Source organism: Gordonia sp. PDNC005 (genome assembly GCF_016919385.1).
In the GTDB taxonomy this organism is placed as follows: Bacteria; Actinomycetota; Actinomycetes; order Mycobacteriales; family Mycobacteriaceae; genus Gordonia.
The window spans coordinates 4,123,940-4,150,523 of record NZ_CP070351.1 but is presented as its reverse complement, the minus strand read 5'-3'; the positions used below and the strand labels follow the sequence as shown (position 1 = coordinate 4,150,523).

Genomic DNA, 26,584 nt, shown 5'->3' with positions numbered 1-26,584 from the left:
TTCTGTCAATAGTTACCGGCAAGTAACATGTCCGGTCAGCCCCAGCACCTCACCGGTTAGGAAGAACCATGGGCCATTACAAGTCCAACCTTCGCGATCTCCACTTCAACCTCTTCGAGATGTACGAGCTCGACAAGGTTCTCGAGACGGGCGCCTTCGGCGACCTCGACCACGAGACCGCCGTCGACATGCTCCGCGAAGTGAAGGCCCTGTCGGAGGGCGTCATCGCCGACTCGTTCGTCGACGCTGACCGCAACCCGCCGGTCTTCGACCCGACCGATCACAGCGTGACCATCCCCGAGAGCTTCAAGAAGAGCTACAACGCTCTCATCGAAGCCGGCTGGGACAAGGTCGGCGTCGACGAGGAACTCGGCGGCCTGCCCGCACCGCGTTCGCTGTACTGGGCCATCGGCGAGATGATCCTCGGCGCCAACCCGCCGGTGTTCATGTACGCCGCGGGCTCGGGCTTCTCGAACATCTTCTACGACAACGGCACGGACGAGCAGAAGAAGTGGGCTGCGATCTGCTCCGAGCGCGGCTGGGGCGCCACCATGGTCCTCACCGAGCCCGACGCCGGTTCGGACGTGGGCGCGGGCACCACCAAGGCGACCCTGCAGGAAGACGGCACCTGGCACATCGAGGGCGTGAAGCGCTTCATCACCTCCGCCGACCAGGACATGACCGAGAACATCTTCCACCTCGTTCTGGCTCGCCCCGAGGGCGCCGGACCGGGCACCAAGGGTCTGTCGCTGTTCTTCGTTCCGAAGTTCCACTTCGATCACGAGACCGGCGAGCTGCAGGACCGCAACGGTGCATTCGTCACCAACGTCGAGCACAAGATGGGCATCAAGGCCTCGGCCACGTGTGAGGTCAGCTTCGGCCTGCACGGCACCCCGGCCAAGGGCTGGCTCGTCGGCGAGGTCCACTCGGGCATCGCGCAGATGTTCGACGTCATCGAGCACGCTCGCATGATGGTCGGCACCAAGGCCATCTCAACGCTGTCGACCGGCTACCTGAACGCTCTCGAGTACGCCAAGGAGCGCGTGCAGGGCGCCGACCTGACGCAGATGATGGACAAGGCCGCACCGCGTGTCACCATCACCCATCACCCCGATGTCCGTCGTGCGCTGCTCACGCAGAAGTCGTACGCCGAAGGTCTGCGCGCCGTGTACCTGTACACCGCGTCGCACCAGGACCCGGAGGCCGCCGCGATCGTGTCCGGCGCGGACCCCGAGCTGGCTCACAAGGTCAACGACCTCCTGCTCCCGATTGTCAAGGGTGTCGGCTCCGAGCGCGCGTACGAGAAGCTGACCGAGTCGCTGCAGACTCTCGGCGGATCGGGCTTCCTGCAGGACTACCCGATCGAGCAGTACATCCGCGACTCGAAGATCGACTCGCTGTACGAGGGCACCACCGCCATCCAGGCGCAGGACTTCTTCTTCCGCAAGATCATCCGCGACAAGGGCCAGGCGCTGGCGCACGTCGCAGGCCAGATCCAGCAGTTCATCGAGAACGGTGAGGGCTTCGACGACGAGCGCGCGCTGCTGAAGACGGCTCTCGAGGACGTGCAGGGCATGGCCGCCAAGCTCACCGGCTGGCTGATGGCCGCTCAGGAAGACCCGAAGCAGCTGTACCTCGTCGGTACCGCATCGGTCCGCTTCCTCATGTCGGTCGGCGACCTGGTCATCGGCTGGCTCCTGCTCCGCCAGGCGGTTGTCGCCGCTGCAGCTCTCGCGAACGGCGCCTCGGGCGACGACGTCGCCTTCTACCAGGGCAAGATCGCCTCGGCGACCTTCTTCGCGAAGAACATGCTGCCGCAGCTCACCGCTGTGCGCCACATCGTCGAGAACAACGTCGACAACGACCTCATGGAGCTCGACGAAGCAGCTTTCTGATCAAGTCCTCACCAGCTTGATCTGAAGAAGAAGGACCCCGCCGACTCACGTCGGCGGGGTCCTTTGCACTTCGGCGACGATTCCCGGTCCCAGAACCGAAAACGCCTCCAATGTTCGGTCGGGTCAGGTCAGGAGCGCGTTCACCTCCGTCGCGACTCCTCGTCGGACCTCGACTGTGCGGTGAGCGACGTCGGCGGCGACGGTCCGGTCGTGTGTGACGAACACGTAGGCCGTGCCGTGATCACGCTGCAGGCGCGCCAGGATATCGAGAACGGTCGCCTGCGACACCACGTCGAGCGCCGACACCGCCTCGTCGAGCACCACGATCTCTGGACGGGCGGCGACCGCCCGAGCGATCGCCACGCGCTGGCTCTGGCCGCCGGACAGTTCGGTCGGGTACCGATCGGCGAACCCCCGACCGAGTCCCACGTCGTCGAGAGCGTCACGCACGCGGTCGGCGCGTTGATCGGAAGTGAGACCCAGCGATGGATGCAACGATTCGGCGATGATCCGCCGCACGGTCCATCTCGGATCGAGGGCGGTGAACGGGTTCTGTGCAACGAGCTGCACACGTCCTCGTGTGTCGACAGCGCCGGAATCCGGCGTAGTCAGGCCGACGAGGACCCGAGCGAGCGTCGACTTCCCCGAGCCGGACGGGCCGACGACGGCGACCGTCTCACCACGATGGAGTGTCAGGTCGACGGCGTCGAGCGCCGCCACCGCCCCGAATCGCTTGCTGAGCGATCTCGCGGACAGCACCTCCTTCCGCGGTTCCGGGACCGGCGCGGGCCGACGCCCCCCGGGGATCGCCGCTCGCAACGCCTTGCCCGCCGCACTCGACGGCGTCGACACCAACACACCCGGCGTCGACGACTCGACCACGCGGCCGCCGTCGAGTACCACGACTCGGTCCGCACGACGTTCGACGACGGTGAGATCGTGCGTCACGAGGAGAAGACCCGAGGTCCGTCCGACCTGAGCTGTCAGAGTGTCCAACACCTGGTCGGCGACGTCGGAGTCGAGCGCACTGGTGGGCTCGTCCGCGACGATCAGGCCCGGTCGTCCCGCGAGCGCCATCGCGATCAGGACTCGCTGACGCTGGCCGCCGGACACCTCGTGGGGATACCGCTTCAAGAACTCCGACGACAACCCGACCTCGGTGAGACGTGACGCCGCCTCGCGGTCTGTGTCGGCTGCTCCCGATGACCGCAACGCCGCCCTGACCTGCGAACCGATACGACGCACCGGGTTGAGCGAGCTTCCAGGATCTTGTGGAACGTAGCCGATTCGGCGACCTCGGACCGTCCGCCACGTCTTCGACCCGGGAGCGGGCAGATCGGCGTCGCCCTGACGCAACCGCCGTGCCTCAACACGCACGCCTGCAGGATGAAGGCCGAGGACAGTGCGTGCGAGCGTGGATTTGCCACTCCCCGACGCGCCGACGACGGCGACGGTCTCCCCAGGCTCCACCTGGAGATCAACGCCTACGAGTACCGGCGTCCGTCCGACGGTCACATCGAGTCCGGATATCTCAAGCACGGCTCCCTCCGATCACGCGCGACAGCCGGTAGGCGGCGAGAACAACCGCAGTGATGACTGCGGCGGGCGCCAGCGTGAGCCACCACGAATCGGCGAGGAACGCTCGTCCGTCGGCCACCATCGCACCCCACTCGGGGGCCGGCGGTGGAGGTCCGAAACCGAGGAATCCGAGGGCTGCCACCGCGAGCACCGCCTGCCCGAACTCCACGGACGCGACAGCCGCGGCCGTCGGCCACAGATGCGGCAGGATATGCCGCGTGATGACGGTGGGCCGTCGCCAACCGCTGACGGTCGCGGCCTCGACGAACGGGACCGATCGGAGTTGTTGGGTACGCGCCCGGAGCACTCGGGACGCCCCTGCCACCCCGGCGATGCCGACGGCGACACCCAGTACGAGGGTGCCTCCCCCGGTGGCCGCGATGACAGTCATCGAGAGCAGCAGTGCGGGAACCGCGAGGAGTACATCCACCAGTCGCATCCCGACTCGGTCCGCCCACCCGCCGAGGTAGCCCGTCGTCACTCCGATGACCAGACCGCCGGCGATGGCGACTCCGACCGCTGCCAGCGCAGCCGTCAATGACGCACCGGTTCCGTGCACGACTCGGGTGAGCACGTCGCGACCGAGCTGATCCGTCCCGAACGGGTGGTCCAACGACGGCGCCTGCAGTCTGTCTGCCGGAGCCACTGCGAGCGGATCGCCACTGGTCAAGACCCCGGGCGCGACGGCAGCCAGCACCGCGAGCAGTAGGACGGCGGCAGCCACGGCCACGCCCGGCCTCGGCCTTCTCAGCCGACGCACCCAGGGCGGCACCCTTCCGTCGCGCAGGGCCACCGCGACCAGGCCCGTCACGACAGGCTCCGGGCACGCGGGTCGACGAGCGGACCGACGACGTCGACGATCGCTGTCACCACCACGAAGACCACCGCCGACACCACGACGGTCGCCAGCATCACCGGCCCGTCGTGCGCCGCGACGGCCTGCTGGGTGAGACGCCCGAGCCCAGCGCGTGAGAACACCGTCTCCACCACCACAGCGCCCGCCAGAGCCGACCCGACCAGCACGCCGAGCGCCGACAGCGTCGGCAACGCGGCAGCGGGTGCCACATGCCGCAGGTGGATGCTCAGATCGGACGCTCCGGTGGCCCGTGCGACGTCGACATACGGTTGGGCCGCGGCCTCCCGCATACCCGACGCCATGAGTTGTCCGAGATAGCCCGCGATCGGGACGGCGAGCGTCACTGCCGGCAGGATCGCAGACGCGGGCGTCCGATCGCCGAAGCCCGGCAGGACTCCGAGCCCGAACGCGAACACCTGGATCAGGACAAGTCCTACCGCAAAGGTCGGCAGCGACACCAGCACGGACGGAATCTGGCCGACGATGCGGGAAGCTATCCCGTTCGGTCGATACGTAGCGGCGAACGCCAGACCGAACGCGGCGACCCCTCCCAGTGCCAAGGCGGACACTGCGAGAACCGTCGTCGACGGAAGCGCGTCGAGCAGTGTTGTGGTGACGGGGCGGCCCGTCACCACCGACGTCCCCCAATCGCCTCGCACGAAGTCTCCGACGGCCGACAGGTACTGCTGCCACAGCGGACGGTCGAGCCCGTACTGCGCACGGAGCGCGGCGAGAGCGGCGGGTGACGGGGGCGCCCCGCCGGAGTCGGCGTCGGCGGCGAGAGAGACCGGATCACCGGGCAGCACCCGCAACACGAAGAAGACGAGAGTGAACACGGCCCATACAACGGCGGCTCCAGCCGCCACACGCGACGCGACGCGACTCGCGGGCTTCCCAATCATGAGTCCGTGTCTGGGTACTGCAGGCGCAGAACGCCGGACGCGTCGAAACCGATCCCGCCGAAACCTGGAGCGACCGCGGCCACCTGCGACAGCTCGACGACCGGAATCGCGTACCCGGCTTCGATCAGCCGTGTCTGAAGAGTGTCGACGAGACGCAGGCGTTCCGCCCTGTCGGCGACCCCGGCCTGTTGTGTCAGCAGTGGATCGATCCGCGGGTCGAATCCTCGACGAGAGTAGTTCGTCCCCTCGAAGCCCAGTCGTGACCGGAGGATGTCCGGGTCGGCGCGCGTGACGTTGTAGTACACGGCGTCGAAGTCGCCCGCCTTACGCCTGGAGAGGAAGTCGTCGTTCGACAGCGCCGTGATCGTCAGGTCGATGCCGACGGCCGCCAACTGGCGCTGGACGAGCTCGAGGATCGGCTTGTTGCCGTAGAACTCCGGCGAGTAGATGACGTCGAAGGCCAGCTTCTTTCCGTCCTTCGTCCGTGTCCCACCGCCGGACGAGCGCCAGCCCGCGGCGTCGAGCACCCGAGCGGACTCGGCGCGGTCGAGCCGGATCGCGGGGTCGGTTCGGTACCCGGGAGTGGTCGACGCGAGGGCGCTCGTTGCAGGTTTGAACGAGTCCCCGAGGACGGTGTCGACCAGTTCCTTCCGGTCGAGTGCCGTGGTCACGGCACGCCGGACCGCCGCGTCGGCGAGGACACCGCGCGACACGTTCGACTGGAAGACGTACGGGAGTCCCGGGTTGGGACGTGAGGTCAGCACGGCGCCGGACGCTTCGATCGCGCTTCGGTCCTGAGGCTGAGGATCGGCGGTCGCGTCCAACTGACCGGACGTGATGCTGCCTGCGCGGACCCCGGACTCGGGCACAACGCTGAACTCGACAGTGCGGTATCGCGCCTGTTCTGCGAGCCCGGTGTCCGGGGTCCACCGGTAGTCGTCTCGCCTGGTGAGCGTCGCCGATCGGTCCTGCTCCCACCCGCTGTAGGTGTACGGCCCGCTACCGATCACCGTGCTCGCCGTGCACCTGTCGTCGAACGAGGCGGCGACCGTCGACGGCGCGAGGATTCCGAGCTGCGTTGTGGCCGCGGCCTGCAGGAACTGCACGTTGGGTTCGGCGAATCGGACGATCGCCGTTCGCTTGTCCGGCGTGTCGGTCCGCTCGTATCCGAGCAGGAAGCCCGACGCCTGCAGAGTTCGGGTGGACGTCGACTCGTCGGAGGTGAGCGCGTCGAAGTTCTTCTTCACCACGTCCGACGTGAGCGGCGTCCCGTCACTGAAGGTCACGTCGTCTCGGAGAGTGAACGTGAAACTGCGGCCGTCCGGCGACGCCGCGAACCGTTCTGCGAGCCACGGTGTGAGTTCACCGGTGTCCCGGTTCTGGTCGACGAGCGAGTCGACCACCTGACGGGACACGTTGACAGTCTGGTTGGTGCTCGACTGTGCCGGGTCGGCGCAGCTCGGCGCAGACGACAGTCCGTAGCGCAGGACATCGGACTCCGCGTCGTCTCCCGCGCAGGCCGCGAGCGGCAGCGCGGTGGCGACGGCGAGCACGGCGACCGCCGCACGGGTGCTGTTCTTCATCGGGAAGTCTTCTCTCTGGAACCGTCGGCGCCTGCGGCGTCGACGGTGGAATGCGAATCAGGGATCAAAGCGTTCGCCGCGAGCGCGATGACCGCGCCGACTAGCAGGAACACTGCGGTTGAGGTCAGTCCGCCGTCGGCGTCGGACGACGCGTACAGCGCTGCGGCTACGGCGGCGCCGAGGGCACCGCCGAGATTGTGGAACGTCCAGGAGGCTCCTATCGCAAAGCCCGCCTCCCCGGTGGGGACCGCCGACAGCGCCGACAGCGTCGCAGGCGCCAGGATCAGCGCCCACCCGAGTCCGAAGAACACGAAACCGACGAGCAGGACCGCGATCTGTCCGGAGAGCGCACCCGCGAGAAGCGCGCCCGCCGACACTGCGAGTGAAGCGAATCCGAACCGGAGCGGGCGGTTGGGGCCACCCTGGTCCACCCAGCGACCCACACGCGGGGACGCGAACGCCATGGTTCCGCTGACGAGGAGCAGTGACACACCGATGAGTCGTTCACCGAGGCCATGCCGGTCGGCGAGGTACTGCGGCAACACCAGAAGGGCCGACGCGTAGAACGCCGCCAGGAAGAAGTCCGAGAGCAGTGCCGCGCGGAGTCTGGGGTGGCCGAGCAGGTCGACGCGCAGGAGCGGATCGGATGACCGTCGTTCCACCACGGCGAGCAGCGTCACCGCAGCCACCGCGACCACACCGGATGCGATCACCGGGGCACTCAGCCACCCGGAACTCGCAGGCAGCGAGACGAATGCGACGGCGGCGGCCACCGCGACGGCGAGCGCGACCTGACCCGGCACGTCCGTCCCGCGGTCCGACTCCGGAGCGGGCGACGGGACCGCCGCGAGGATGAGACCGACGGCCACCAGACCGAACGGGACGTTGATCCAGAAGACCGACGCCCACCCGAACGCGGGGACCAGAAGTCCGCCGAGGACCGGACCGATCGCCAGACCGACACCGTTGACCGCGTACAGCCAACCGACAGCGCGTCCACGCTCTCCCTCCGGGAACAACTGTTCCACCAGCGTGGACGTACCCGTGTAGAGCACGGCGCACGACGCACCCTGCACGAACCGCGCGACGATCAACCACCCGATCCCTGGGGCGAGAGCGGCACCGACCGACGCGACGACGAACACACCGAGACCGGCCAGCAACACCGTCCGCCGCCCCCACTGGTCTCCTACCCGTCCCGCGGTCACCATGAACATCGCGAGTGCCGTCAGGAACCCGCTGAGCACGAGTTGGGATACCGAGATCGACGTCCCGAGCTCCCGCGTGATGGCGGGCAGGGCCGTCGACACGATCGTCAGGTCGATGCAGCCGAGGAACGACGCCGTCGCCAGTCCGACGAACCCCGCGGCCCGGCGGCCCGCAGTCACCTCCGCCTCGATGATGCTCATCGCGCCGACTTCCGCTTCTTGAAACGAAGCGGCAGCCATGCGGCCCCCTCACCGACGAACAGGTCACGGGTCGCCTGCATCGCAGTCGATATCTGCTGCGGATACACCACGTAGTCGTATCCCTGCTCCGCCCAGAGCGGTTGAATGATAGGCACCTCCTCGAGGAGGTAGGTGCGGCAGCCGTTGCGGATTCGCTCCTCGTCGGGAATGTCGTCCCCGCGACGCGAGACGAATCGGTCGATCGTCGAATCGATCGCCGCCGCGTAGGCCGAGTTCGTCTCGTACGCTGTCCGCACCTCGTCGAGCGCATGCGGGTACGCGGGGTCGCTGAGTGCGGTGTCCCAACGCAGGACGTCGACGTCCGCGGTGAGCAGATCCAGAAGGGGGCGGTTCCGAGCGATCCACTGATCACCGCGGCGACGCGAAAGCCGGTAGGCCTCACCCGGCGGGACATCGAGGTTATGGCGCTGGAGCGTGTCCGCGACGGCGACCGTCACCCGCGAGAACCCGCTCCTGTTCAGGAGGTCGACGGTCGCGCCGAACTTCTCCCCTTCGTGGTAGTCGGCGCCGACGCTGACCAGCAGAATCGTCGATCGGCCCTCGTATTCGTATTGCACGCCCTTGAGGTCGAACGCCGCCTTGTGCGACGTCGAGCCGACCGGCGCGGTGATGGCGAGTGTCATCAGCTCCACACCGCCAACGGCTGGTCCTGGCCTCGGACACCGACGAACAGCCCGACTGTCACCCTCGGTCGGTCGTGAGACGGCGCAACCGCGTGCACGCGTCGCGGATCGATGAAGATCGCCTCCCCGACTCCCGGTCGGACGACGAGCGCCGGCTCACCGACTGCGGCTCGGTCCACGCCCCACACCCGCTCACCCGAGAGCTCCCGGTAGTCGTTCTCGGTCGGGTAGGCGTCCCAGATCTCCAACTCGCCACCGTTGTCCGGAACATCCAGGTAGACGTTCACCGACAACTGCCGTCGGATGCCGAGGTCGTCGTCCGGCAAGTTCCGCGCGATGTTGTCGGTGTGCGGTTCCAGATCGACTCCGGCCTGCTGGTAACGCGCCACTCCTGCGAAGAACTTCTGACTCTCCGACGTGAGCAGTGTGGTCCCTGTCGGCCACGCCTCGTCGAGCAGGATCCGCACCGCGTCGGACGGGTACTGGAACGGTGCCGCGATCTCTCGCAGACGGTTCCGGTGTGTCGCAGCGTCGGCGAAGTATCGGCTCTGATCGGTCGGCGCGACCTCGGAGAACGCATGCCCGATGCGGCGGAACTGCGGGTCCGTGGCGAGAGGACCGTGATCGTCGCGTCCGACGAAGCGTTCGCGAAGCCCGGCGAGCGCCTCTCCAGTCACGAGTCCACGCACGCGCACGGCGTAGACGTCACCTTTCAGCAGGCGCAGCAGGTGATCTGCTGAGAAGTCGGCGACGGTCGTCGTCGCCACCCGGTTGTGTTCCTGCTCGGCGCCACTGGTGTGCGGCGCGTTCAGTGTGGTCGTCATCTGTGCCCCTCCCCTGTCCGGCGGCAACCGGACTCGATTCGTGTGTCGTCGTCCGCAGTGTGGTGCGGACGGCACATGCATCGATCACGAGCGGCTGCACCTGGACAGGTGACGGCCAAGCGGACTCGAGTCCCGGGCTGCGGGGACGTCGAGATCGTTCATCGTCTCTGGCATTAGCACCTAGTGGGCGATCCCCACCGGTTGCTGCGGCGTCAAAGAGCCAGTCTCTCAGCCGCTCGTGATGAATTCTGTGCTGGTGAGAACGTAAGCGGCACAATCACTTGCGGCAATCGCACCAACGCGTGCACCGACTCGGATCCGCAGGTGAGGCCCAATTAATCAGTGCGGGCCGAACGGCGCGCGGATCAGCAGACGTCGTCGCCCTCGGCGACACGATGTCGGTCGGCCTCCTGCTCGTTCAGGGGTGCGGTGACGGCGCAGATCCATTCGCGTCCGCCGGCGGGATCGAGTGACTGGGCGTACAGCAGACCCGTGGTCTCCCCGGCGGTGAGGAAGAACCCGGACGCTTCCGCGGTGACAGCCGGGAACCTCCACCGCGCGGTCGGCGCCCGAGAGCCGCCGAACACCGGGGTCACCACCCTGCGGTCGGAGAGGTCGCCGTCGTCATCGATCCGGTAGGCCACCACGCTGCGGGCACTCGTCCGATCAGAAGGGTGTCCCGCCCCATGACCGACAGCTGGTCTGGATCGTCGACGTCGATACGCGACATGAGCGAGCCGTCGTCGAGGCTCCATTGCGTCAAGGTGTCTGCGGCGACACGGATCGACCCGCTTCTCGGATCGAACACGACGTCGCTCGCCGCGGTGCCTACCGCGATGGAGCGCACTCGCTTGCGGGTCGCTACGTCGTACACGTAAACGTGTCGGTCGTCGGACGTGATCGCGACACGACTGCCCGAGGCGTCGACGGCGATGGCCGTGATCAGGTCGGTCGGACCACCGACGGGATCGCCGATCATCGTCGGCGCGGCGGCGTCGGCCACATCCCACAGTGCGATCTCCGTGTCGGACGATCCCCCGACCAACACATGTCGACCCGCGACGAAGTCGATGACGGACGTGTACCGCGTGTCCGTCCGTATCCGCGAGGCGAACCGGGGCCGATCCGGATCCGCGATGTCCCACAGCTCGATCGATCCGCCGTTGTTGTTGGCCGTGGCGACCAGCTTCCCGTCGTCGCTCATCGCGACACTCGGCCGGTCGTTCACGCGGCGTTCCGTGCCGACGGAGCCCCGCGTGCGCCACATCGTGTCGTGTCGTGTCCAGACGTTGAGGCGCGTGTCGCTTCCCACTGTCGCGACCACGTCGCCGTCGCGGCTCTGCGCGATACCGGAGATGACCGCCGCCCGATCGGGGGTGGCCTGAGTCGGGAGACGCCAGACGTCGATTCCGCCGTCCGATCGACCGACCGAGAGCTCACCGCCGCGCGGGCTGAAACCCACACTGAAGGTGCGCATCGAACCGCGTGCGGCAGACCGTTGCAGATCCCACACGATGGGCGGCGAGGCCGTGGACGCGACGTTCCACACGTGGACCACCCCGTCGACTCCGGCGAGGGCGATGAGGGGCGACCTCGGATCGGCGGCCATCGACCACGAGCCCGCGGTCACGCCCGCCAGCCCCGAGTTCTCCATTCGAGGAGCTGCGGCATCGGCGACGTTCCACAACGTCATCGTCGGACTGTCCCCGGACACCGCAAGCACGTCGCTCCCCGGCAGGAAGGCCAACGAGTGCGTGATGCTCGGGAATCCGCGGATCGGTTCACCCGCCGAGACGACGTCGTCGCCGGTCACCCGCCACAGGTGCACAGTCTGGTCGTCGCCGCCGGACGCGAGCAGTCGGCTCGAGGAGTCGAACGCGACCGCCCGGACCGGACCACTGTGACTACGGAGTTCGATGGGCGCGGACGGCGCCGACATCGCGTCGGCGATGGGGTAGACCGCCAGCGTCCCGTCGTCGGAGGTGGTCGCCAACCATCTGCCGTCAGGACTGAATCGAGTGAGATACGACGTTCCGCTTCCCGCCCGCAGTTCGGCGACCTTGCGTGGTGCGGCCGGATCGGAGATGTTCCACAGCCGGGCCGCGCCGTCTCCACTGGACGCGGCGAGCAGCGGCAGTGTCGGTGAGAAGGTCACCGAGGTGGCGAAGTTGTCGAATCCGCCGAGCACCGCGATCTGGACGAAGGGCGACGTGCCTTCGGAGGTCCGTCGCCATATCCGCACGGTGCGGTCGTTGCTCGACGACGCGAGCAGCGAGCCGTCCGGTGAATACGCGACGTCGTAGACGGGCGCGCTGTGACCGGCGAGGGTGACCGCGAGCGGTGTCGACGCCGCCGACGTCAGCAGGGTGTGGATCGCGGGATCGTCGGGGAACCTGCGGTCCGCGGCGAGCGCAAGTCGCGCCGCCGTCGACGGGTCGGACGACACGAGTCCATCGATGTCGGAGAGCAGCGCGTTGTGTTCCGCGTAGTTGCGCTGTTCTTCGAGGTCGCCCGCCTGCCGGTTGACCGTGACTGCGGCGATTCCTGCGACCAGCGCGAGTATCGCGATGAGAGCGACCGCTCCGATCTGGAGGCTCTTGAGGCGACGCCGACGTCGGACTGACGCGTCGATGAAGTCGAGGCCGCTCGGCGGCAGCACGTCCAGTCGGAGCTCACCGAGCTTCTCGACGTTCTCCAACGATTCGACAAGGCGCCCACCCGAGTACAGGAGGTCGGCGTCGCGGTTGTTGTCGGCCCACGTCGCGGCGTCGTCGGCCAGGCGCTGGCTCCAACGGAGCATGTCCGCGTCGTCGGAGATCCAGGTGGCCAGCCGCGGCCATGCCGTGAGAACGGCGTCGTGAATGAACGTCACCGACGTTCCCGCGGTGATGAGCCGTGCGTCGGCGAACACGTCGACGATCCGGTCGGCACGGTCTGGGAAGCGGCGCCGGAGGTCGGAGAGGGAGGCCCACGCCCGCAGAGGGACTCCACGTGGACCGAACTGCACCAGGGACAGCAGCAGTGCGCGGGCCGCGTCGTGGTCCTGCGGTGCGATCGTCGCCCACGCGTCCTCCGCGGTGTCCGCGATGGCGGAGGTGATGCCGCCGAGTTTCCGATACGTCGCGACGGTGATCAAGGTGCCCGACCGCATGGCCCACAGCCGCTCCAAGGTGTGGGCCAACAATGGAAGTCGACCCGCGTGGTCGTCCGACTCGGTGGTGTCGTGCAGGTCGCGCACGAGCAGCTCGGCCAGACCGGGATCGATGCGTCCGCCTGCGAGCCGGATCGGTTCGCGGATCACCTGATCGAGTTGGGCCGACGTCATCTCGCCGATGATCACCGACCGGTCCTGCCATGCCTCGGCAAGGAACCCGATGTCGAGGCAGGCGTCGAAGAAGTCCGCGCGGATGCCGAGAATCAACGTGGTGCTCGTGGCCAACCGTTGCACAGCGGCCATCACGTCGTCGCGCACCGACTGCTCGAGTGCGAAGACCGCCTCGAACTGATCCACGACCGCCAACGCGGAGAGCTCGGCCTGATCGATCTGGAGTCCGTCGTCGCCGATCGCCAGCCGGGTCGGCCGGTTCCACGGATCCGGCGCAGCGGCGAGGCCCGCTCGCAGAACCGATGACTTCCCCGCTCCGGACACGCCGGTCACGATCACTATGCGTGGACCGTCCGACGACGCGACGGCTTCCAGTTGTTCGACCAACGCCTCCACGACCGACGTCCGTCCGAAGAACACGTCTGTGTCGGCCTCGGTCATCGGAGCGAGGCCGCGGAACGGAGCGCTTGTCGGGGTCGGGGGCGTCGCCGTCACCGTGGTCCCGCTCTGGGCCGCCGCCCAGAGTTCACGCCACGCGGGCAGCGGCAGCACGTCCTGCGCCCCGGCGTCGATCGCCCGGAAGGTCAACCACGCCACCAGTGGTTCGACGACGGCGTAGTCGCGGGGGAGGTGGCGCCCGTTCCGCCAGTCGCTCACCCGTTGCCGGGACAGGGCCGCGCCGGTTCTCGATGCCGCCTTCGCGGCTGCCTCCAGCGTGGGGCGGCCCGCTTGAGCGAACAGCGTCCGCAGCGCGGCGCCGAATGCGTCAGACTGCGTCGAGGTCACTCGATCAGCCTAGTTGGAGTCTGCATTTCCTCCCTCATTTGTCCGGACCGGACAAATGAAAACATGGCCTGACCTGCCAGGACATCGGCTCCAGTTACCGATTGTTCGCCGTGGCCCTCTATTCGACCCTACTGTCGTGGGTGTCGGTCGACGACCGCCGAACTTCGAATTCCACCAGCCTCGAGGACCACTCTGATGACCAGAAGCCTGCAGCTCTCACTGCTCAAGCTCGCTGCCGTCATCGTGTTGGCCGTGGCGCTCGTGATACTCGTGGTGACGGGTCCGGCGATGGAGGGAGACGCCGGACACTCGTCTGGATCGACACAAGACTCGGTGAGGCCCAACGGGAGCCTGGGCTGACCCGACGCTGACGCTGCCGCCACCATCCGACGGGGGGATGGTGGTGGCAGCGTCGTTTCCAGAGCGATGACGGCAGGAGGACTGTCGGAGGTTCGAGCCTGCCGTCTACGGGGTCAGTCGGTCTCGCGATCGACGTCGGCAGCGGACAGGACCGCTGTGAGCAGTCCGGGGAACACCGCCTCGACGTCCGCCGACCGCAGAGAGTATCGGGCGCTCTGTCCGGCGGCGCGACGCTGCAGCACTCCGGCCTCCCGCAGGATCTTGAAGTGGTGACTGGCCGTCGCCTTGGTGACGGTGTCGTACAGCTCCGAGCACGACAGCGAGTCGACGTGCTGCAGGCGGCGCGCCATCTCCAAGCGCACCGGGTCGGCGAGGGCGGACAGGACGGCGTGCAGGTCGGCGACCGGCTCCACCGTCGCGGTGTCACTGCTCGTCATTGTCGACTCCCCAGAAATTAGTTTGATGAACATCGAACACTCGTATAGTCTCGAATCGTTCGATAATCGTCAAACATACTCGGAGGTCGCCATGACTGCCACTGCCACCGGGACGGGCGTCTCGCCGTCCACCACGGTTCATCCGCAGCGCTGGTCGTTCGCCCTCCTCCTCTCGCTCCTGGCTCTCGCGCTCGGCGTCTCCGGACTCCCGTCGCCTCTGTACCCGATCTACCAGCAGGAGTGGCACCTCAGCCCGGTGTCGATCACCATCGTGTTCGCCGTCTACGCGATCGGAGCCCTGGGCTCAGCGCTCACCGTCGGACCGATCTCGGACGCCGTCGGTCGCAAACCGGTCCTGATCACCGCGCTCCTCGCGATCCTCGGCGGCCTCGGGTTGTTCTTGATCGCGACGTCGGAGTGGCAGCTGATCGTCGCGCGCTTCCTGCACGGCGGCGCCATCGGAGCGATCACGGTTGTCGCGGGCGCAGCACTGCTCGACGTCCGACCGCACGGCGGCGCCCGCAACGGCATGCTCAGCGGCGTGGCTCTGAACGTAGGCATCGCGATCACCGTGTTCGGGGCGGCCGCAGCGGCTCAGTGGGCGGCGAACCCGCTGCGCATCCCGTTCGCGATCGTCGGTGTTGTCGTCGCCGTGATGCTCGTCGCCGTCATCGTCCTCATCGAACCGCACACCGAGAAGACCGGTGCCCGCATCCGGATTCAGAAGCCGTCGGTGCCCACCCCCATGCTCGCCGACTTCTGGTTCTCCGGCATCGGCATCCTCAGCGCGTGGTCGGTGCTCGGCGTGTTCCTCAGCCTCTACCCCGCCCTGACCCAGCATTCGACGGGACACACGTCGATCATCTTCGTCGGGATCGTGGTCGCAGTGATGGCCGCGGCGTCTGCAGTCTCCCAGTGGGTCGGCGGCCGCTACGATCCCCGCACGTCCGCGGTCGTCGGGCACATCGGCATGATCGTGTCGCTCGGCGGCGCGGTGTGGGCCCTGAACAGCGGCTCCACCGCGTTTGTGCTGCTCGACTCGATCGCGCTCGGCGTGGCATTCGGTCTCGCATTCGGCGGGTCGCTCCGCCATCTCAACGATGTGACACCCGCCGACGCTCGCGGTCGTGTGATGAGCGCGTACTACCTGCTCGGATACCTCGCGATGGGCATTCCCACGGTGATCGCCGGCGCGCTCGCGTCGCAGTACGGCACCGCCGAAGTGTTCCCGTGGTTCGCCGGGGCGATCTCGGTCGCCTGCCTCGGCGCCGCAGTCATGGGCACTCTCGGCGCACGTCGCTAGCACTCGCGACAACTTCGGCACTCTCTGCCGCGCTATGCGCGGTGGAGAGTGCCGAAGTTGTTCAGATGAGGTCGATCAGTCCAGGTTCAGGTCGACGAGGAGCTCGGCAGCGATCCGTTCGAGATCGGCGCGAACGGCGTCGAGATCCACGCTCGGCGGCACCATCACGTGGAGTTCGGCCTCGAAGAGCATCCCGCCTGCCATCGGCGCCTCGCGGGTACCGGTGGTCAGGTTCTCAATGGTCACTCCGCTCGCGCCGAGTGCGGCGGACAGTTCTTGCACGATTCCGGTCCGGTCGTTGCCGAGGACGCCGATCGTCAGGCCGGTCCACTCGCCTTCACGCGACGTCGCGCCGTCGCCCGAGTGAACCGCCACCTCGAGAAGCCCCTCGAGACCGGTGACTGCGGCGACCAAGCCGTCAGCCTGATCAGCGGGAACGGCCACCACAACGATGCCTGCGAACTTTCCGGCGAGCTGAGCCAGCTGGCTCCGCTCCCAGTTACCGCCATTGGACGCGACTGCATCCGAGAGCGCCGACACCAGACCTGGACGATCGTCACCGATCACCGACAACACGAGATTCCGCATGACGCAAGACTATCGACCCGGCGGTCGGCTCAAACGGAATTGAGCGCACTGTCGTCGCCTGTTCACACCCAGCACTCCGTCCGCGTCGCCTCCGAATAGGGGTCTGTCATTCGACAGACCCCTATTCGCCGCTCTCGCGCAGAGGTAATGTCTCACGCGCCTCTGCCGAAACACCGAAACGCGACGTCTACCAGATCGGAAGTTCAATGGACCTGACAGTTCCTCCAGCGCTGGCCAACCAGCTGGTGGCACCCGCACAGCCCCAACTTCCGTTCGCGTGGAAGCGTCAGGCGTGGAGATCGATGTTGCACGACGTCCCGGGTGCTGCCGAACTACTCGACGCGCTGCCTGAGAAAGTCGACCGCACGTCGACTCTGGAAGTCGTCAACCGGGGCATCACTGAGGGTGAGATCCTTCCGGCCTTCATCGCTGCGATGATCTGGGGACACGGGACCACCGGCTTCGGCCCCGTTCGCGTGCGACGGAGCCTCACGGGACTCAAGTCAGGAACCCGTGACGCCCCGATCCGCGTCGACGTCGAAGGACTCCTCCGCATTTCTGCCCTAAAGGTTCGAAACGACGGTCCGCTCGAAGGATTTCGGTACATGAATAACGAAGGCAAGATCAAGCATCTCGGCAGCGCATTCTTCACGAAATGGCTGTACTTTGCCTCCGCGGGCGAGAATCCGGATGCACCGAACGCCTCACCCATTCTCGACAGACAAGTCAGGGACTGGATCCGAAACGAGACCGGGCTTTCACTCGGCAACCGACGAACGGAGGACTACGCGATGTACATCGAGACCCTGACCGTCTGGGGAATCGCCTACGATCGTTCCCCTGTCCAGGTTGAGAAGGAGATCTTCGCCCTCGCCACCGGGCGCGGCTGAACGACCCAGACCGTCAGCGGTCGACACACGAGTAGCAGTCGGAGTTCTTCACGTCCCAAAGGAAGTCATGCAACCTCATCACTCACGCCTTCCGCAGCACGACATCGCCATCTGGCATACGACGCAGATCAATTCTCTGATCGACTCCGGCAGGGCTGCCGAACTGCCGAACCTTCTCACGCCGTTCCCGGTCGCCGATAGCGGGACCGTGCTCGCGGACGGAACGTTCCGACTCCTCAACTTCGAGAGCGCCGGAAACGGAACCTATGTCCACCAGAGCGGATTCGTCTTCGGCACGGGAGGTGTTGGTCTCGCCATAGCCGGGGGATTCGCACTTGCGCAAGCCGCAGGCAACAGCCGTCGTCGACGCGAGGCCGCCGCTCTAGCCCAGCCTCAGTGGCGACAGATAGACGCCGGGCAACTCTGGATCAGCACGTCTACGCTGCATTTCTCAGTGCCGTCGCAGTACTACACATGGACCTACGATTCGATCGATTCCATGACGCTCGTCGCCCCTCGCCAGGCACAGTTCAGCGGGAGGTCTGCGCACGGACCGATCACCTGGATCCTCGAGTCGGATTGGGCTGAACTCGCGTTCACCGTGTGGGCCAGAGCCCGCCATCCCCGTCACCCCCAGTTCATGACGCGCGGCTGGATACCCCCGGGCTGGCACGATCGCGCACACCTCGCCGGACTGCCCCCGATTCGGTAGCTCCGACCGGCTTGGAAAACACACCGTCCGCCAGTTGCACCCGCTTGAGTGGGCGCGACTGGCGGACGGTGTTCACGACTTCGCTTGACGAGCGGAGAGGCCGACCTACTTCGGGGGCATCCGGATGCCGCCGTCGACGCGGACGACCTCGGCGTTCATGTACGAGTTGGTGATGAGCTCTTCGACCATCGAGGCCAGCTCGTCCGGCACGCCGAGGCGCTTCGGGAAGAGGACGCTCTCACCGAGCTTCGCCTTGAAGGCCTCCGACGCCTCGCCGGTGCCGTAGATCGGGGTGTCGATCAGGCCGGGGGCGATGGTGTTCAAGCGGATGCCGACAGCCGACAGGTCACGGGCGACGGGCAGGGTCATGCCGACGACGCCGCCCTTCGACGACGAGTAGGCGGCCTGGCCGATCTGGCCGTCGAAGGCGGCGACCGACGCGAGGTTGACGATGGCGCCGCGCTCGTTCGACGGGCCGGCCTCGTTGCGGCTCATCGCGGTGGCGGTGAGCCGCACGACGTCGAAGGTGCCGATGAGGTTGATGCCGATGACCTTCTTGTACAGATCGAGGTCGTGTGCCGACGAGTACTCGCCGTCCTTGCCGATGGTGCGCTGCGCCCAGCCGACACCGGCCGAGTTGACGACGGCCTTCAGCGGGCCGAGCTCAAGAGCCTTGGCGATGGCCGCCTCGATCTGCTCGGTGTTGGTGACGTCGACGTTGACGAACGCGCCGCCGATCTCGGCCGCCAGGGCCTCGCCGTCTTCAGCCTTGAGGTCGGCGATGACGACCTTGGCGCCGCGGTTCGCGAGACGACGGGCAGCTGCCGCGCCGATACCCGACGCGCCGCCGGTAACGATTGCACTTGCTCCAGTGATGTCCATGTTCGCGAGCATAACCAATCGGTGACCCCACCCACAGTCCGGGTGTGGAACACGTTCCACAGATCAACGACAGCGGACGACGGGCTCCGGCGCGTATCGGACGGTCCGCGTGTGTCGGTTGATCTCACGGCCGGTGCGGTGATCGCGGATCACGCGCGTGTCCGACGCTGTGAAGCCGGGGAGCCCACTGCTGGCGATGCAGTCGTCGCCGCGCGGAACGGTGACCGTCTCGGGCGACGTCGGCAGCGTGCGGTCACCGGTGATCGACTCGACATCGCGGGTCTTGGTGCTCCAGAGCCGGACGGTCACGCTCGACGACGACCACTGCGTCTCAATGAAGACTCCGTGCTTGGTGTCATTCTTGAATTTGAGGTCGATGAGCCCCTCGAAGACTGTCGCTTCGCGAGCCTCCGGGTATCGCGAGATGTAGTAGGCGTGCTCGGTGTGGTCCACATCCTGCAGGCCGGCGAAGTACGCGGCGTTGTAGAGCGTCGTCGCGAACTGCGAGATACCGCCGCCGACCGCCGTGGACGGCCTGCCGTGATCGATGATCCCCGACTCGACGTACCCCTGCGCGGCACCGCGCGGACCGGTGTACCCGTTGAGGGAGAACGTCTTACCGGGAAGGACGACGGCGCCGTCGACCTTGTCCGCCACGATGCGGATGTTCTCGCCCGACGGACCACTGAAACCGCCGGTGGTGAACTCGGAGACCACCTCGGTGACTCCGAGTCGTTTGGCCGCCGACGTGGTGAGTTTCGGCTTGGAGACCGTGTATTCGACGTCGATCGACCGGTCGTCCGCGACGGCCGCCGCCGCGATCGCCTCGGCGGTCTTGTCCCAGTCCACCTTCGCACCCTCGACGGACGGCACCACCTTGGGTGAACCGCCGACCAGTCGGAAGGTTGCACTGACGGGTTCGCTCTCGGTGCGATCGGTACGAGCAGACAGCGACTTCTTCGCATCTGCCGCCTTCACGTGTGGGACGAGGCCGCCCTTGCCGTCGGCGACGAACGTGACGAGCGCCCCGAGCTCTCGGGGCGTCAGGACGATGTCGCGCCCCCGCCCCTTGAGCCGGAGCGGCGACGCTGTGACCTGCGGCGCGACATCGGCGACAGTGGCGTCGACGGTGGCCCGGCCGACGGTCGGGGAGAACGGCTCCATCGCGAGATCAAGCGGGCCGCCCTCCAGCCAGTGTTCGCCGACCGCGATCACTCCGGCGTCTCGATCGATGCGCATTCCAGTGGCCGGATAGTCGGCGACCGGACGCAAGCCGTCGAAGTGGACACCGCCTTCGACCGCGGCCTTCTCAAGGGTGGACCGTCGGGCGTCGAGCGCCTTGTCGAACGACGCACGGTTGATGTCGACGACAGGCGCCACATCGCGGTGCGCCCCGAAAAGCGCGGCGAGCCTGGTGAACGGATTCGCGGGCTGCTCTTTGAGCCTCGCGAGTGTGCCCTCGACGTCGAATGCCGCACCGAGTTCGGCGGGATCGATCGCGGCCGAACCCGAGTCGGTGCGCACTGTGATCGGTCCGTGCGCGACGACGGAGATCTGCTGGAGGATTGCCCGCGCCTGGTCGTCCGACTTGCCACCGAGATCGAACTCCGCGATCTGCACACCGCGGGCGGTTTTGCCGTGACCGAGGGCGTAGTCGAATGCGAAGACGAGAGCTGTCAGCATGATCGCGGCGAGGAGTCCTCGCGCGACCCATCCCCACGCGCCGACACGACGCTTCATCGATGAACTCACAACAGTCACGATCCTAGGGCATGGCTCTCCCCCGGTGAGAACACAGAACTCCGGCTGAACCGCCGGGTCGGGGGTCTGGCGGTTCAGCCGGAGCTATCTGGTCTATAGCTCCAGGTGACCGCAGCGTTACATCGTCGGCGAAGAACTTTCCGGTTGGCACGCAAAAGGCCCCGGACCGCTCGTTTGCACGAGTGCCCGAGGCCTGTGCGGCGAACGTCAGCCTTCGACGATCGCGGTGACGCCCTGGCCGCCGGCGGCGCAGATGGAGACGAGGGCACGACCGCCGCCGTTCTCCTTGATCTGCTTCGCGGCCTGCGCGATGATGCGTCCGCCGGTGGCTGCGAACGGGTGGCCCGCGGCCAACGACGAGCCGTTCACGTTGAGCTTGCTGCGGTCGATCGAGCCGAGTGCCTTGTCGAGGCCGAGGCGCTCGCGGCAGTACTCGTCCGACTCCCAGGCCTGCAGTGTGCACAGCACGACCGAGGCGAACGCCTCGTGGATCTCGTAGAAGTCGAAGTCCTGCAGAGTGAGGCCGTTGCGCTCGAGCAGACGCGGAACGGCGTACGTCGGCGCCATGAGCAGGCCGTCCGGGCCGTTCACGTAATCGACGGCCGCGGTCTCGGTGTCGACCAGGTAGGCGAGCACCGGAAGCTTCTTCTCCGCGGCCCACTCGTCACTGGCGAGCAGGACGGTCGACGCGCCGTCGGTGAGCGGCGTCGAGTTGCCTGCGGTCATGGTCGCGTCGCCGAGGCTCACGCCGAACGCGGGCTTGAGGGTGGCGAGCTTCTCGACGGTCGAGCCGGGACGGAGATTCTCATCGCGGGTGAGTCCGTGGAACGGGGTGATCAGGTCGTCGAAGAAGCCGCGGTCGTAGGCTGCGGCCATCTTCTGATGGCTGGCGGCCGCCAATTCGTCCTGGTCGGCGCGGCTGATGCCGAACTCCTTGGCCGTGATGGCGGCGTGCTCGCCCATCGACATGCCGGTCCGGGGCTCGCCGTTGCGGGGGATCTCGATGCCGAGCTTCGCGACGAGGCCGAGTGCGGCCTTGATGCGATCCGGGGTGCTCTTGGCGCGGTTCACTTCGAGCATCTGGCGACGCATATCCTCGGACACGCCGATCGGGGCGTCGGAAGTGGTGTCGACGCCGCCGCCGACCGCGACGTCGTAGCGACCCGAGGCGATGCCGTCGGCCACGGCCGCGATCGCCTGGAGTCCGGTTCCGCACGCCTGCTGGAGGTCGAAGGCGGGCGTGTACGGGGAGAGGCCCGAGCCGAGGACGGACTCGCGGATCAGGTTGAAGTCGCGCGAATGCTTGAGCACCGCACCACCCGCGACCATGCCGAGCTGCTCACCCTGCAGGTTGAAACGGCTCACCAGACCTTGCAGAGCCGCGGTGAACATCTCCTGGTTGCTGACGGTCGCGTATGCCTTGTCCTGGCGAGCGAACGGGATTCGGTTGCCGCCGACGATGGCGACGGGACGCAGCTGACGGGTTTCCGGCTTGCGGGGCGTGAACGATGCCACGGGTTCTCCTGAATACTCGGGGACCATTGTTGTCATCATTCTTACTCCAGAGTAAGTTCGATGTCGACCTCGATGGTATGCGGTGAACGTCACAGGTGCTGACCGGTGCACACAATGGTCGGACGCACCTATCGTCACCGGCATACCTCGAATCGACTCTTCGACTACTGAAGGAGCCCGCAGTGGCAGGCAACACCGATCTCTACTCGTCTTTCGTCAACTCCGGCCCCGGCGGATTCATCGCCAGCCGCGTCGGCCTCCCCCAGCCGCCGCACCTCCGCCGCTACTCGCCGTCCGCACCGGCACTCGGCGGCCCCGTGCTCCTCGGCGGTCAGGGACGCCTCGTCGAACCGATCCGCGAGATCCTCACCGCCGGTGACGATTACACGCTCGTCGAGAACAACACCGGCGGCCGGAGCGCAGACAAGCTCGGCGCCGCAGTCTTCGACGCGACCGGCATCACCAAGGCCGCCGAGCTCGAGCAGCTCTTCGAGTTCTTCACCCCCGTCATGCGTTCGGCTGGCAACTCCGCGCGCTTCGTGGTCATCGGCACCACACCCGAGCTCACCGCGGGCCCCGACGAGCAGATCGCTCAGCGCGCACTCGAGGGCTTCACCCGCTCACTCGGCAAGGAACTCCGCAACGGCGCGACCGCACAGCTCGTCTACGTCTCGCCGAAGGCCAAGACCGGCCTGTCCGGCCTCGAGTCGACACTGCGCTTCCTGCTGTCGGCCAAGTCGACGTACGTCGACGCCCAGGTGATCCGCGTCGGCGACGCCAACGGCGCCAAGGTCGCGAACTGGGACAAGCCGCTCGAGGGCAAGGTCGCCCTGGTCACCGGTGCCGCACGCGGTATCGGCGCCACCATCGCCGAGGTCCTCTCACGCGACGGCGCGCACGTCATCTGCGCCGACATCCCCGCAGCAGGCGAGGCACTGTCCGAGACCGCCAATCGTGTCGGCGGCACCGCGCTCCCCCTCGACGTCACCGCAGCGGACGCGGGCCAGAAGGTCGCCGAGCACGTCCTCGAACGCCACGGCGGTCTCGACATCATCGTGAACAACGCGGGCATCACCCGCGACAAGCTGCTCGCCAACATGGACTCGGGCCGTTGGAACTCGGTGATCGGCGTCAACCTGATCGCACCGCAGACCCTCGTCAACGAGCTCGTCGAACGCGACGCACTCCGCAAGGGTGGCGCCGTCGTCGACGTCTCGTCGATCGCAGGCATCGCGGGCAACCGTGGGCAGACCAACTACGGCGCATCGAAGGCGGGCGTCATCGGTCTGGTCGACGCCTACGCCCCGATCCTGGGCAAGAAGGGCATCACCATCAACGCCGTCGCGCCGGGCTTCATCGAGACCGCGATGACCGCTGCCATCCCGCTCGCCACCCGCGAGGTCGGGCGCCGCATGAACTCGCTGCAGCAGGGCGGTCAGACCGTCGACGTCGCCGAGACCGTTGCGTACTTCGCCAACCCGGCCAGCAACGCCGTCACCGGCAACGTGGTCCGCGTCTGCGGTCAGAGCCTCCTGGGCGCCTGATGTCGACAGTCACCTACACGTCGCTGCCTGGACCTGCGCAGATCTACCCGAAAGCCGTCGCAGCGATGCTTCCGGTGATCGGCAAGCCCGCGCGGGTCTCGGCGGACGCCGTGGTCCCCGACACCGTGCACCGCATCGAGAACGTGCGGATCGACCTCGACCAGCTGGCCGACTACTGTCACGCGACCGGACTTCCGTTCGGCTCGACAGTGCCGGTCACGTACCTGTTCGTGCTGCAGTTCCCGTTGGCCATGTCGGCGATGGTGGACCCGAAGTTCCCGTTGGGCGCAATCGGTTCGGTGCACATCGAGAACACGATCGAACGGTTCCGGGCGATCGGCGTCGATGAGCCGCTGACCATCGAGACGCACGCGGAGAACCTGCGCGAACACCGCAAGGGACTGCTGGTCGACATGATCTCGGAGTTCTTCGTCGGGCGTGAGCGGGTCGCACGGCAGACGAGCACGTTCCTCAAGCAGCAGCGCACCAGCCTGTCCGGCGGCGAACGCGGACCGGCGCCCAAGGAGACGGCTGCGCCGTCGCCCGACCGAGTGCTGTCGGTGGACCTCGGACTGATCCGCAAGTACGCGGAAGCATCCGGCGACCGGAACCCGATCCACATGGCTGACGTCACCGCGAAGGCCTTCGGGTTCAACCAGGCGATCGCGCACGGCATGTGGACGGCGGCCGCGTCACTGGCGAACATCGAGGGCGCACTGCCCGGCGCAGTCGTCTACTCGGTGCGCTTCGGCAAGCCGATCCTGTTGCCCGCCAAGGTGAACGCATACGCGTCACATGCCGACGGCGGCTACGACGTTTCGGTTCTCAACCGCAAGAAGGGCTACCCGCACCTGACGGGAACCGTCCGACGAATCGGCTGAATCCACGTCGACCCGTGAAACGCGCCTCCCGCTCATCGAGCAGGAGGCGCGTTTTGCGTTCAGCCGTGTCTGCGGCCCGCATGGGCCTCGGCCCGCATGCGTTCGACCATGAACGGATAGTGCAGTTCGAAGGCCGGACGTTCCGACCTGATCCGGGGCAGTTCGGTGAAGTTGTGGCGCGGAGGAGGGCACGTCGTCGCCCACTCCAGCGAGTTGCCGAATCCCCAGGGGTCGTCCACGGTGACCACTTCACCGATTCGGCAGGAGACGAAGATGTTCCAGACCACGAAGAGCGTGGAGATGCCCAGGATCAGCGAGCCGATCGACGACACCATGTTGAGCACGGTGAAGCCGTCACTCGGCAGGTAGTCGGCGTACCGACGCGGCATGCCTGCGTTCCCCAGCCAGTGCTGGACGAGGAACGTCATGTGGAATCCGATGAACATGGTCCAGAAGTGGATCCTGCCGAGGCGTTCGTCCAGCATCCGGCCGGTCATCTTCGGGAACCAGAAGTACAGCGCCGCGAAGCCGGCGAAGACCACCGACCCGAAGATCGTGTAGTGGAAGTGTGCGACCACGAAGTAGGTGTCGGAGAGGTGGAAGTCCAGCGGAGGGCTGGCCAGCAACACGCCGGTGAGACCGCCGAACAGGAAGGTGACCATGAAGCCGGCGACAAAGAGCATCGGCGTCTCGAACGTCAGGTTGCCGCGCCACATGGTGCCGATCCAGTTGAACATCTTCACACCGGTCGGCACGGCTATCAAGAAGGTCATGAACGCGAAGAACGGCAGCAGGACTGCGCCGGTGACGTACATGTGGTGCGCCCACACCGCGATCGACAGCGCAGCGATGGACAGCGTCGCGTAGACGAACCCGGAGTACCCGAACAGCGGCTTTCGTGCGAACACCGGGACGATCTCCGACACCATGCCGAAGAAAGGCAGCACGAGGACGTACACCTCGGGGTGCCCGAAGAACCAGAACATGTGCTGCCACATGATCGCCCCGCCGTTGGCCGGATCGAACAGATGCGCACCGAACTGCCGGTCGACCTCCACACCGATCACCGCCGCGGCGAGCAACGGGAAGATCAGCAGGATCAAGACACTCGTGACGAGGATGTTCCAGGTGAACACCGGCATCCGGAACATCGTCATCCCGGGTGCTCGCAGGCAGACGATCGTCGTGATGAAGTTGACCGCCGAGAGGATCGTCCCCATCCCGCCGACCGCCACCCCGATGAACCACAGGTCGGCCCCGAGGCCTGGAGAATGTGTGACGTCGCCGAGGGGCATGTACGCGGTCCAGCCGAAGTCTGCGGCGCCGCCGGGCGTGAGCAGCCCGAAGGCGACGACCAGGCCGCCGAACAGGAACAGCCAGAATCCGAGCGCATTGAGCCTGGGGAACGCCACGTCGGGCGCACCGATGTGCAACGGCACGAAGTAGTTGGCGAAGCCGAATGCGAACGGCATCGCGTACAGGAGGAGCATAATGCTGCCGTGCATGGTGAACAGCTGGTTGAACTGCTCGTTCGAGACGAACGACTGACCGGGCATCGCCAGCTCGAGTCGCATCACCAGCGCCATCAGACCCCCGACGGCGAAGAACGCTCCGGACGCCCAGAGGTACATCAAGCCGATCATCTTGTGATCGGTCGTCGTCAGCACTCGATACAGCAGCGAGCCCGGCGCACGCCGGACTCCTGGACTCGGCCGCACGGCCGCAGCCGGAGCCTTCCGTTCCTCGACGGTGTCTGTCACTTCGTCCCCTTGAACCCGATGGTCGAGCAGAAATCTCGCAGCTCAGACGTTACGAAGGGAAAAGGCTCGGCCACAGGGCCGGAACGGCCCGCGGTCGGGATCGAAAGCCC

22 protein-coding genes and 1 riboswitch are annotated in these 26,584 nt (G+C 66.9%); of the genes, 7 read left to right on the top strand and 15 right to left on the bottom strand.

From position 1 onward, the window contains the following. Positions 1-68: 68 nt before the first annotated feature. A complete protein-coding gene (locus tag JVX90_RS19930; RefSeq protein WP_205330375.1) occupies positions 69-1,895 on the top strand; it encodes an acyl-CoA dehydrogenase in 1,827 nt (608 codons plus the stop codon). 123 nt (positions 1,896-2,018) lie between these two features. On the opposite strand, the gene JVX90_RS19925 is transcribed toward JVX90_RS19930, so the two are convergent. The 9 genes from JVX90_RS19925 to JVX90_RS19885 all read right to left on the bottom strand — a co-directional run bounded on the left by JVX90_RS19925 (position 2,019) and on the right by JVX90_RS19885 (position 13,841). Beyond that, positions 2,019-3,434, bottom strand: coding sequence for an ABC transporter ATP-binding protein (locus JVX90_RS19925; RefSeq protein WP_205330374.1), 1,416 nt, complete (start codon positions 3,432-3,434; stop codon positions 2,019-2,021). Beyond that, positions 3,427-4,203: an ABC transporter permease gene (locus JVX90_RS19920; protein WP_240193974.1), complete on the bottom strand. Its 777-nt coding sequence runs from the start codon at positions 4,201-4,203 to the stop codon at positions 3,427-3,429. Before JVX90_RS19920 ends, JVX90_RS19925 begins: the two co-directional genes overlap by 8 nt. 77 nt (positions 4,204-4,280) lie before the next feature. After that, positions 4,281-5,231, bottom strand: a complete 951-nt coding sequence (locus JVX90_RS19915; RefSeq protein WP_205330372.1) for an ABC transporter permease — start codon at positions 5,229-5,231, stop codon at positions 4,281-4,283. After that, positions 5,228-6,814: an ABC transporter substrate-binding protein gene (locus tag JVX90_RS19910; protein WP_205330371.1), complete on the bottom strand. Its 1,587-nt coding sequence runs from the start codon at positions 6,812-6,814 to the stop codon at positions 5,228-5,230. Before JVX90_RS19910 ends, JVX90_RS19915 begins: the two co-directional genes overlap by 4 nt. Next, positions 6,811-8,262, bottom strand: coding sequence for an MFS transporter (locus JVX90_RS19905; RefSeq protein ID WP_240193973.1), 1,452 nt, complete (start codon positions 8,260-8,262; stop codon positions 6,811-6,813). The genes JVX90_RS19910 and JVX90_RS19905 overlap by 4 nt, the downstream gene beginning before the upstream one ends. Then, on the bottom strand, positions 8,220-8,906 hold the full coding sequence (locus tag JVX90_RS19900) for a tRNA-dependent cyclodipeptide synthase (RefSeq protein WP_205330370.1): 687 nt from the start codon (positions 8,904-8,906) through the stop codon (positions 8,220-8,222). The genes JVX90_RS19905 and JVX90_RS19900 overlap by 43 nt, the downstream gene beginning before the upstream one ends. Then, entirely contained in the window at positions 8,906-9,730 is an 825-nt protein-coding gene (locus tag JVX90_RS19895) for a 2OG-Fe(II) oxygenase (protein ID WP_205330369.1), read from the bottom strand. Before JVX90_RS19895 ends, JVX90_RS19900 begins: the two co-directional genes overlap by 1 nt. A gap of 155 nt (positions 9,731-9,885) precedes the next feature. Beyond that, a riboswitch (SAM riboswitch) is annotated at positions 9,886-9,978 on the bottom strand. A gap of 117 nt (positions 9,979-10,095) precedes the next feature. Next, positions 10,096-10,377, bottom strand: a complete 282-nt coding sequence (locus tag JVX90_RS19890) for a hypothetical protein (protein WP_205330368.1) — start codon at positions 10,375-10,377, stop codon at positions 10,096-10,098. Then, entirely contained in the window at positions 10,323-13,841 is a 3,519-nt protein-coding gene (locus tag JVX90_RS19885) for an AAA family ATPase (RefSeq protein ID WP_205330367.1), read from the bottom strand. The genes JVX90_RS19890 and JVX90_RS19885 overlap by 55 nt, the downstream gene beginning before the upstream one ends. A gap of 195 nt (positions 13,842-14,036) precedes the next feature. Between JVX90_RS19885 and JVX90_RS19880 the strand changes: the two genes are divergently transcribed. Beyond that, positions 14,037-14,201 (top strand): hypothetical protein, encoded by a 165-nt coding sequence (locus JVX90_RS19880; protein WP_205330366.1) that lies wholly within the window; start codon positions 14,037-14,039, stop codon positions 14,199-14,201. Positions 14,202-14,314: 113 nt separating this feature from the next. Here the strand turns inward: JVX90_RS19880 and JVX90_RS19875 are convergent, their stop codons facing one another. Beyond that, on the bottom strand, positions 14,315-14,638 hold the full coding sequence (locus tag JVX90_RS19875; RefSeq protein ID WP_205330365.1) for a metalloregulator ArsR/SmtB family transcription factor: 324 nt from the start codon (positions 14,636-14,638) through the stop codon (positions 14,315-14,317). 91 nt (positions 14,639-14,729) lie between these two features. On the opposite strand from JVX90_RS19875, the gene JVX90_RS19870 reads away from it, so the two are divergent. Further along, positions 14,730-15,941, top strand: a complete 1,212-nt coding sequence (locus JVX90_RS19870) for an MFS transporter (RefSeq protein ID WP_205330364.1) — start codon at positions 14,730-14,732, stop codon at positions 15,939-15,941. A gap of 75 nt (positions 15,942-16,016) precedes the next feature. Here the strand turns inward: JVX90_RS19870 and JVX90_RS19865 are convergent, their stop codons facing one another. Continuing rightward, complete coding sequence (locus tag JVX90_RS19865) at positions 16,017-16,529, bottom strand: ACT domain-containing protein (RefSeq protein ID WP_205330363.1); 513 nt, start codon at positions 16,527-16,529, stop codon at positions 16,017-16,019. 206 nt (positions 16,530-16,735) lie between these two features. Here JVX90_RS19865 and JVX90_RS19860 point away from each other — a divergent pair, with 206 nt between their 5' ends. Together JVX90_RS19860 and JVX90_RS19855 are read left to right on the top strand one after the other, a co-directional pair. Next, complete coding sequence (locus tag JVX90_RS19860) at positions 16,736-17,419, top strand: hypothetical protein (protein ID WP_205330362.1); 684 nt, start codon at positions 16,736-16,738, stop codon at positions 17,417-17,419. 67 nt (positions 17,420-17,486) lie between these two features. After that, a complete protein-coding gene (locus JVX90_RS19855) occupies positions 17,487-18,131 on the top strand; it encodes a hypothetical protein (RefSeq protein ID WP_205330361.1) in 645 nt (214 codons plus the stop codon). Positions 18,132-18,236: 105 nt separating this feature from the next. Here JVX90_RS19855 and JVX90_RS19850 read toward each other — a convergent pair whose 3' ends face one another. From JVX90_RS19850 to JVX90_RS19840, 3 genes are all read right to left on the bottom strand, one after another. Further along, a complete protein-coding gene (locus tag JVX90_RS19850) occupies positions 18,237-19,013 on the bottom strand; it encodes an SDR family NAD(P)-dependent oxidoreductase (protein WP_205330360.1) in 777 nt (258 codons plus the stop codon). Positions 19,014-19,076: 63 nt separating this feature from the next. Continuing rightward, a complete protein-coding gene (locus JVX90_RS19845) occupies positions 19,077-20,753 on the bottom strand; it encodes a VanW family protein (protein WP_205332516.1) in 1,677 nt (558 codons plus the stop codon). Positions 20,754-20,981: 228 nt separating this feature from the next. Continuing rightward, complete coding sequence (locus JVX90_RS19840) at positions 20,982-22,316, bottom strand: acetyl-CoA C-acetyltransferase (RefSeq protein WP_205332515.1); 1,335 nt, start codon at positions 22,314-22,316, stop codon at positions 20,982-20,984. A gap of 155 nt (positions 22,317-22,471) precedes the next feature. Here JVX90_RS19840 and JVX90_RS19835 point away from each other — a divergent pair, with 155 nt between their 5' ends. Continuing rightward, the gene (locus tag JVX90_RS19835; RefSeq protein ID WP_205330359.1) at positions 22,472-23,833 is read left to right on the top strand and encodes a 3-oxoacyl-ACP reductase; all 1,362 of its coding nucleotides are present in this window, start codon (positions 22,472-22,474) and stop codon (positions 23,831-23,833) included. Beyond that, a complete protein-coding gene (locus JVX90_RS19830) occupies positions 23,830-24,714 on the top strand; it encodes a MaoC/PaaZ C-terminal domain-containing protein (RefSeq protein WP_157435837.1) in 885 nt (294 codons plus the stop codon). Before JVX90_RS19835 ends, JVX90_RS19830 begins: the two co-directional genes overlap by 4 nt. 59 nt (positions 24,715-24,773) lie before the next feature. On the opposite strand, the gene ctaD is transcribed toward JVX90_RS19830, so the two are convergent. After that, complete coding sequence (gene ctaD / locus JVX90_RS19825) at positions 24,774-26,432, bottom strand: cytochrome c oxidase subunit I (RefSeq protein WP_240194191.1); 1,659 nt, start codon at positions 26,430-26,432, stop codon at positions 24,774-24,776. Positions 26,433-26,584: the final 152 nt, after the last annotated feature.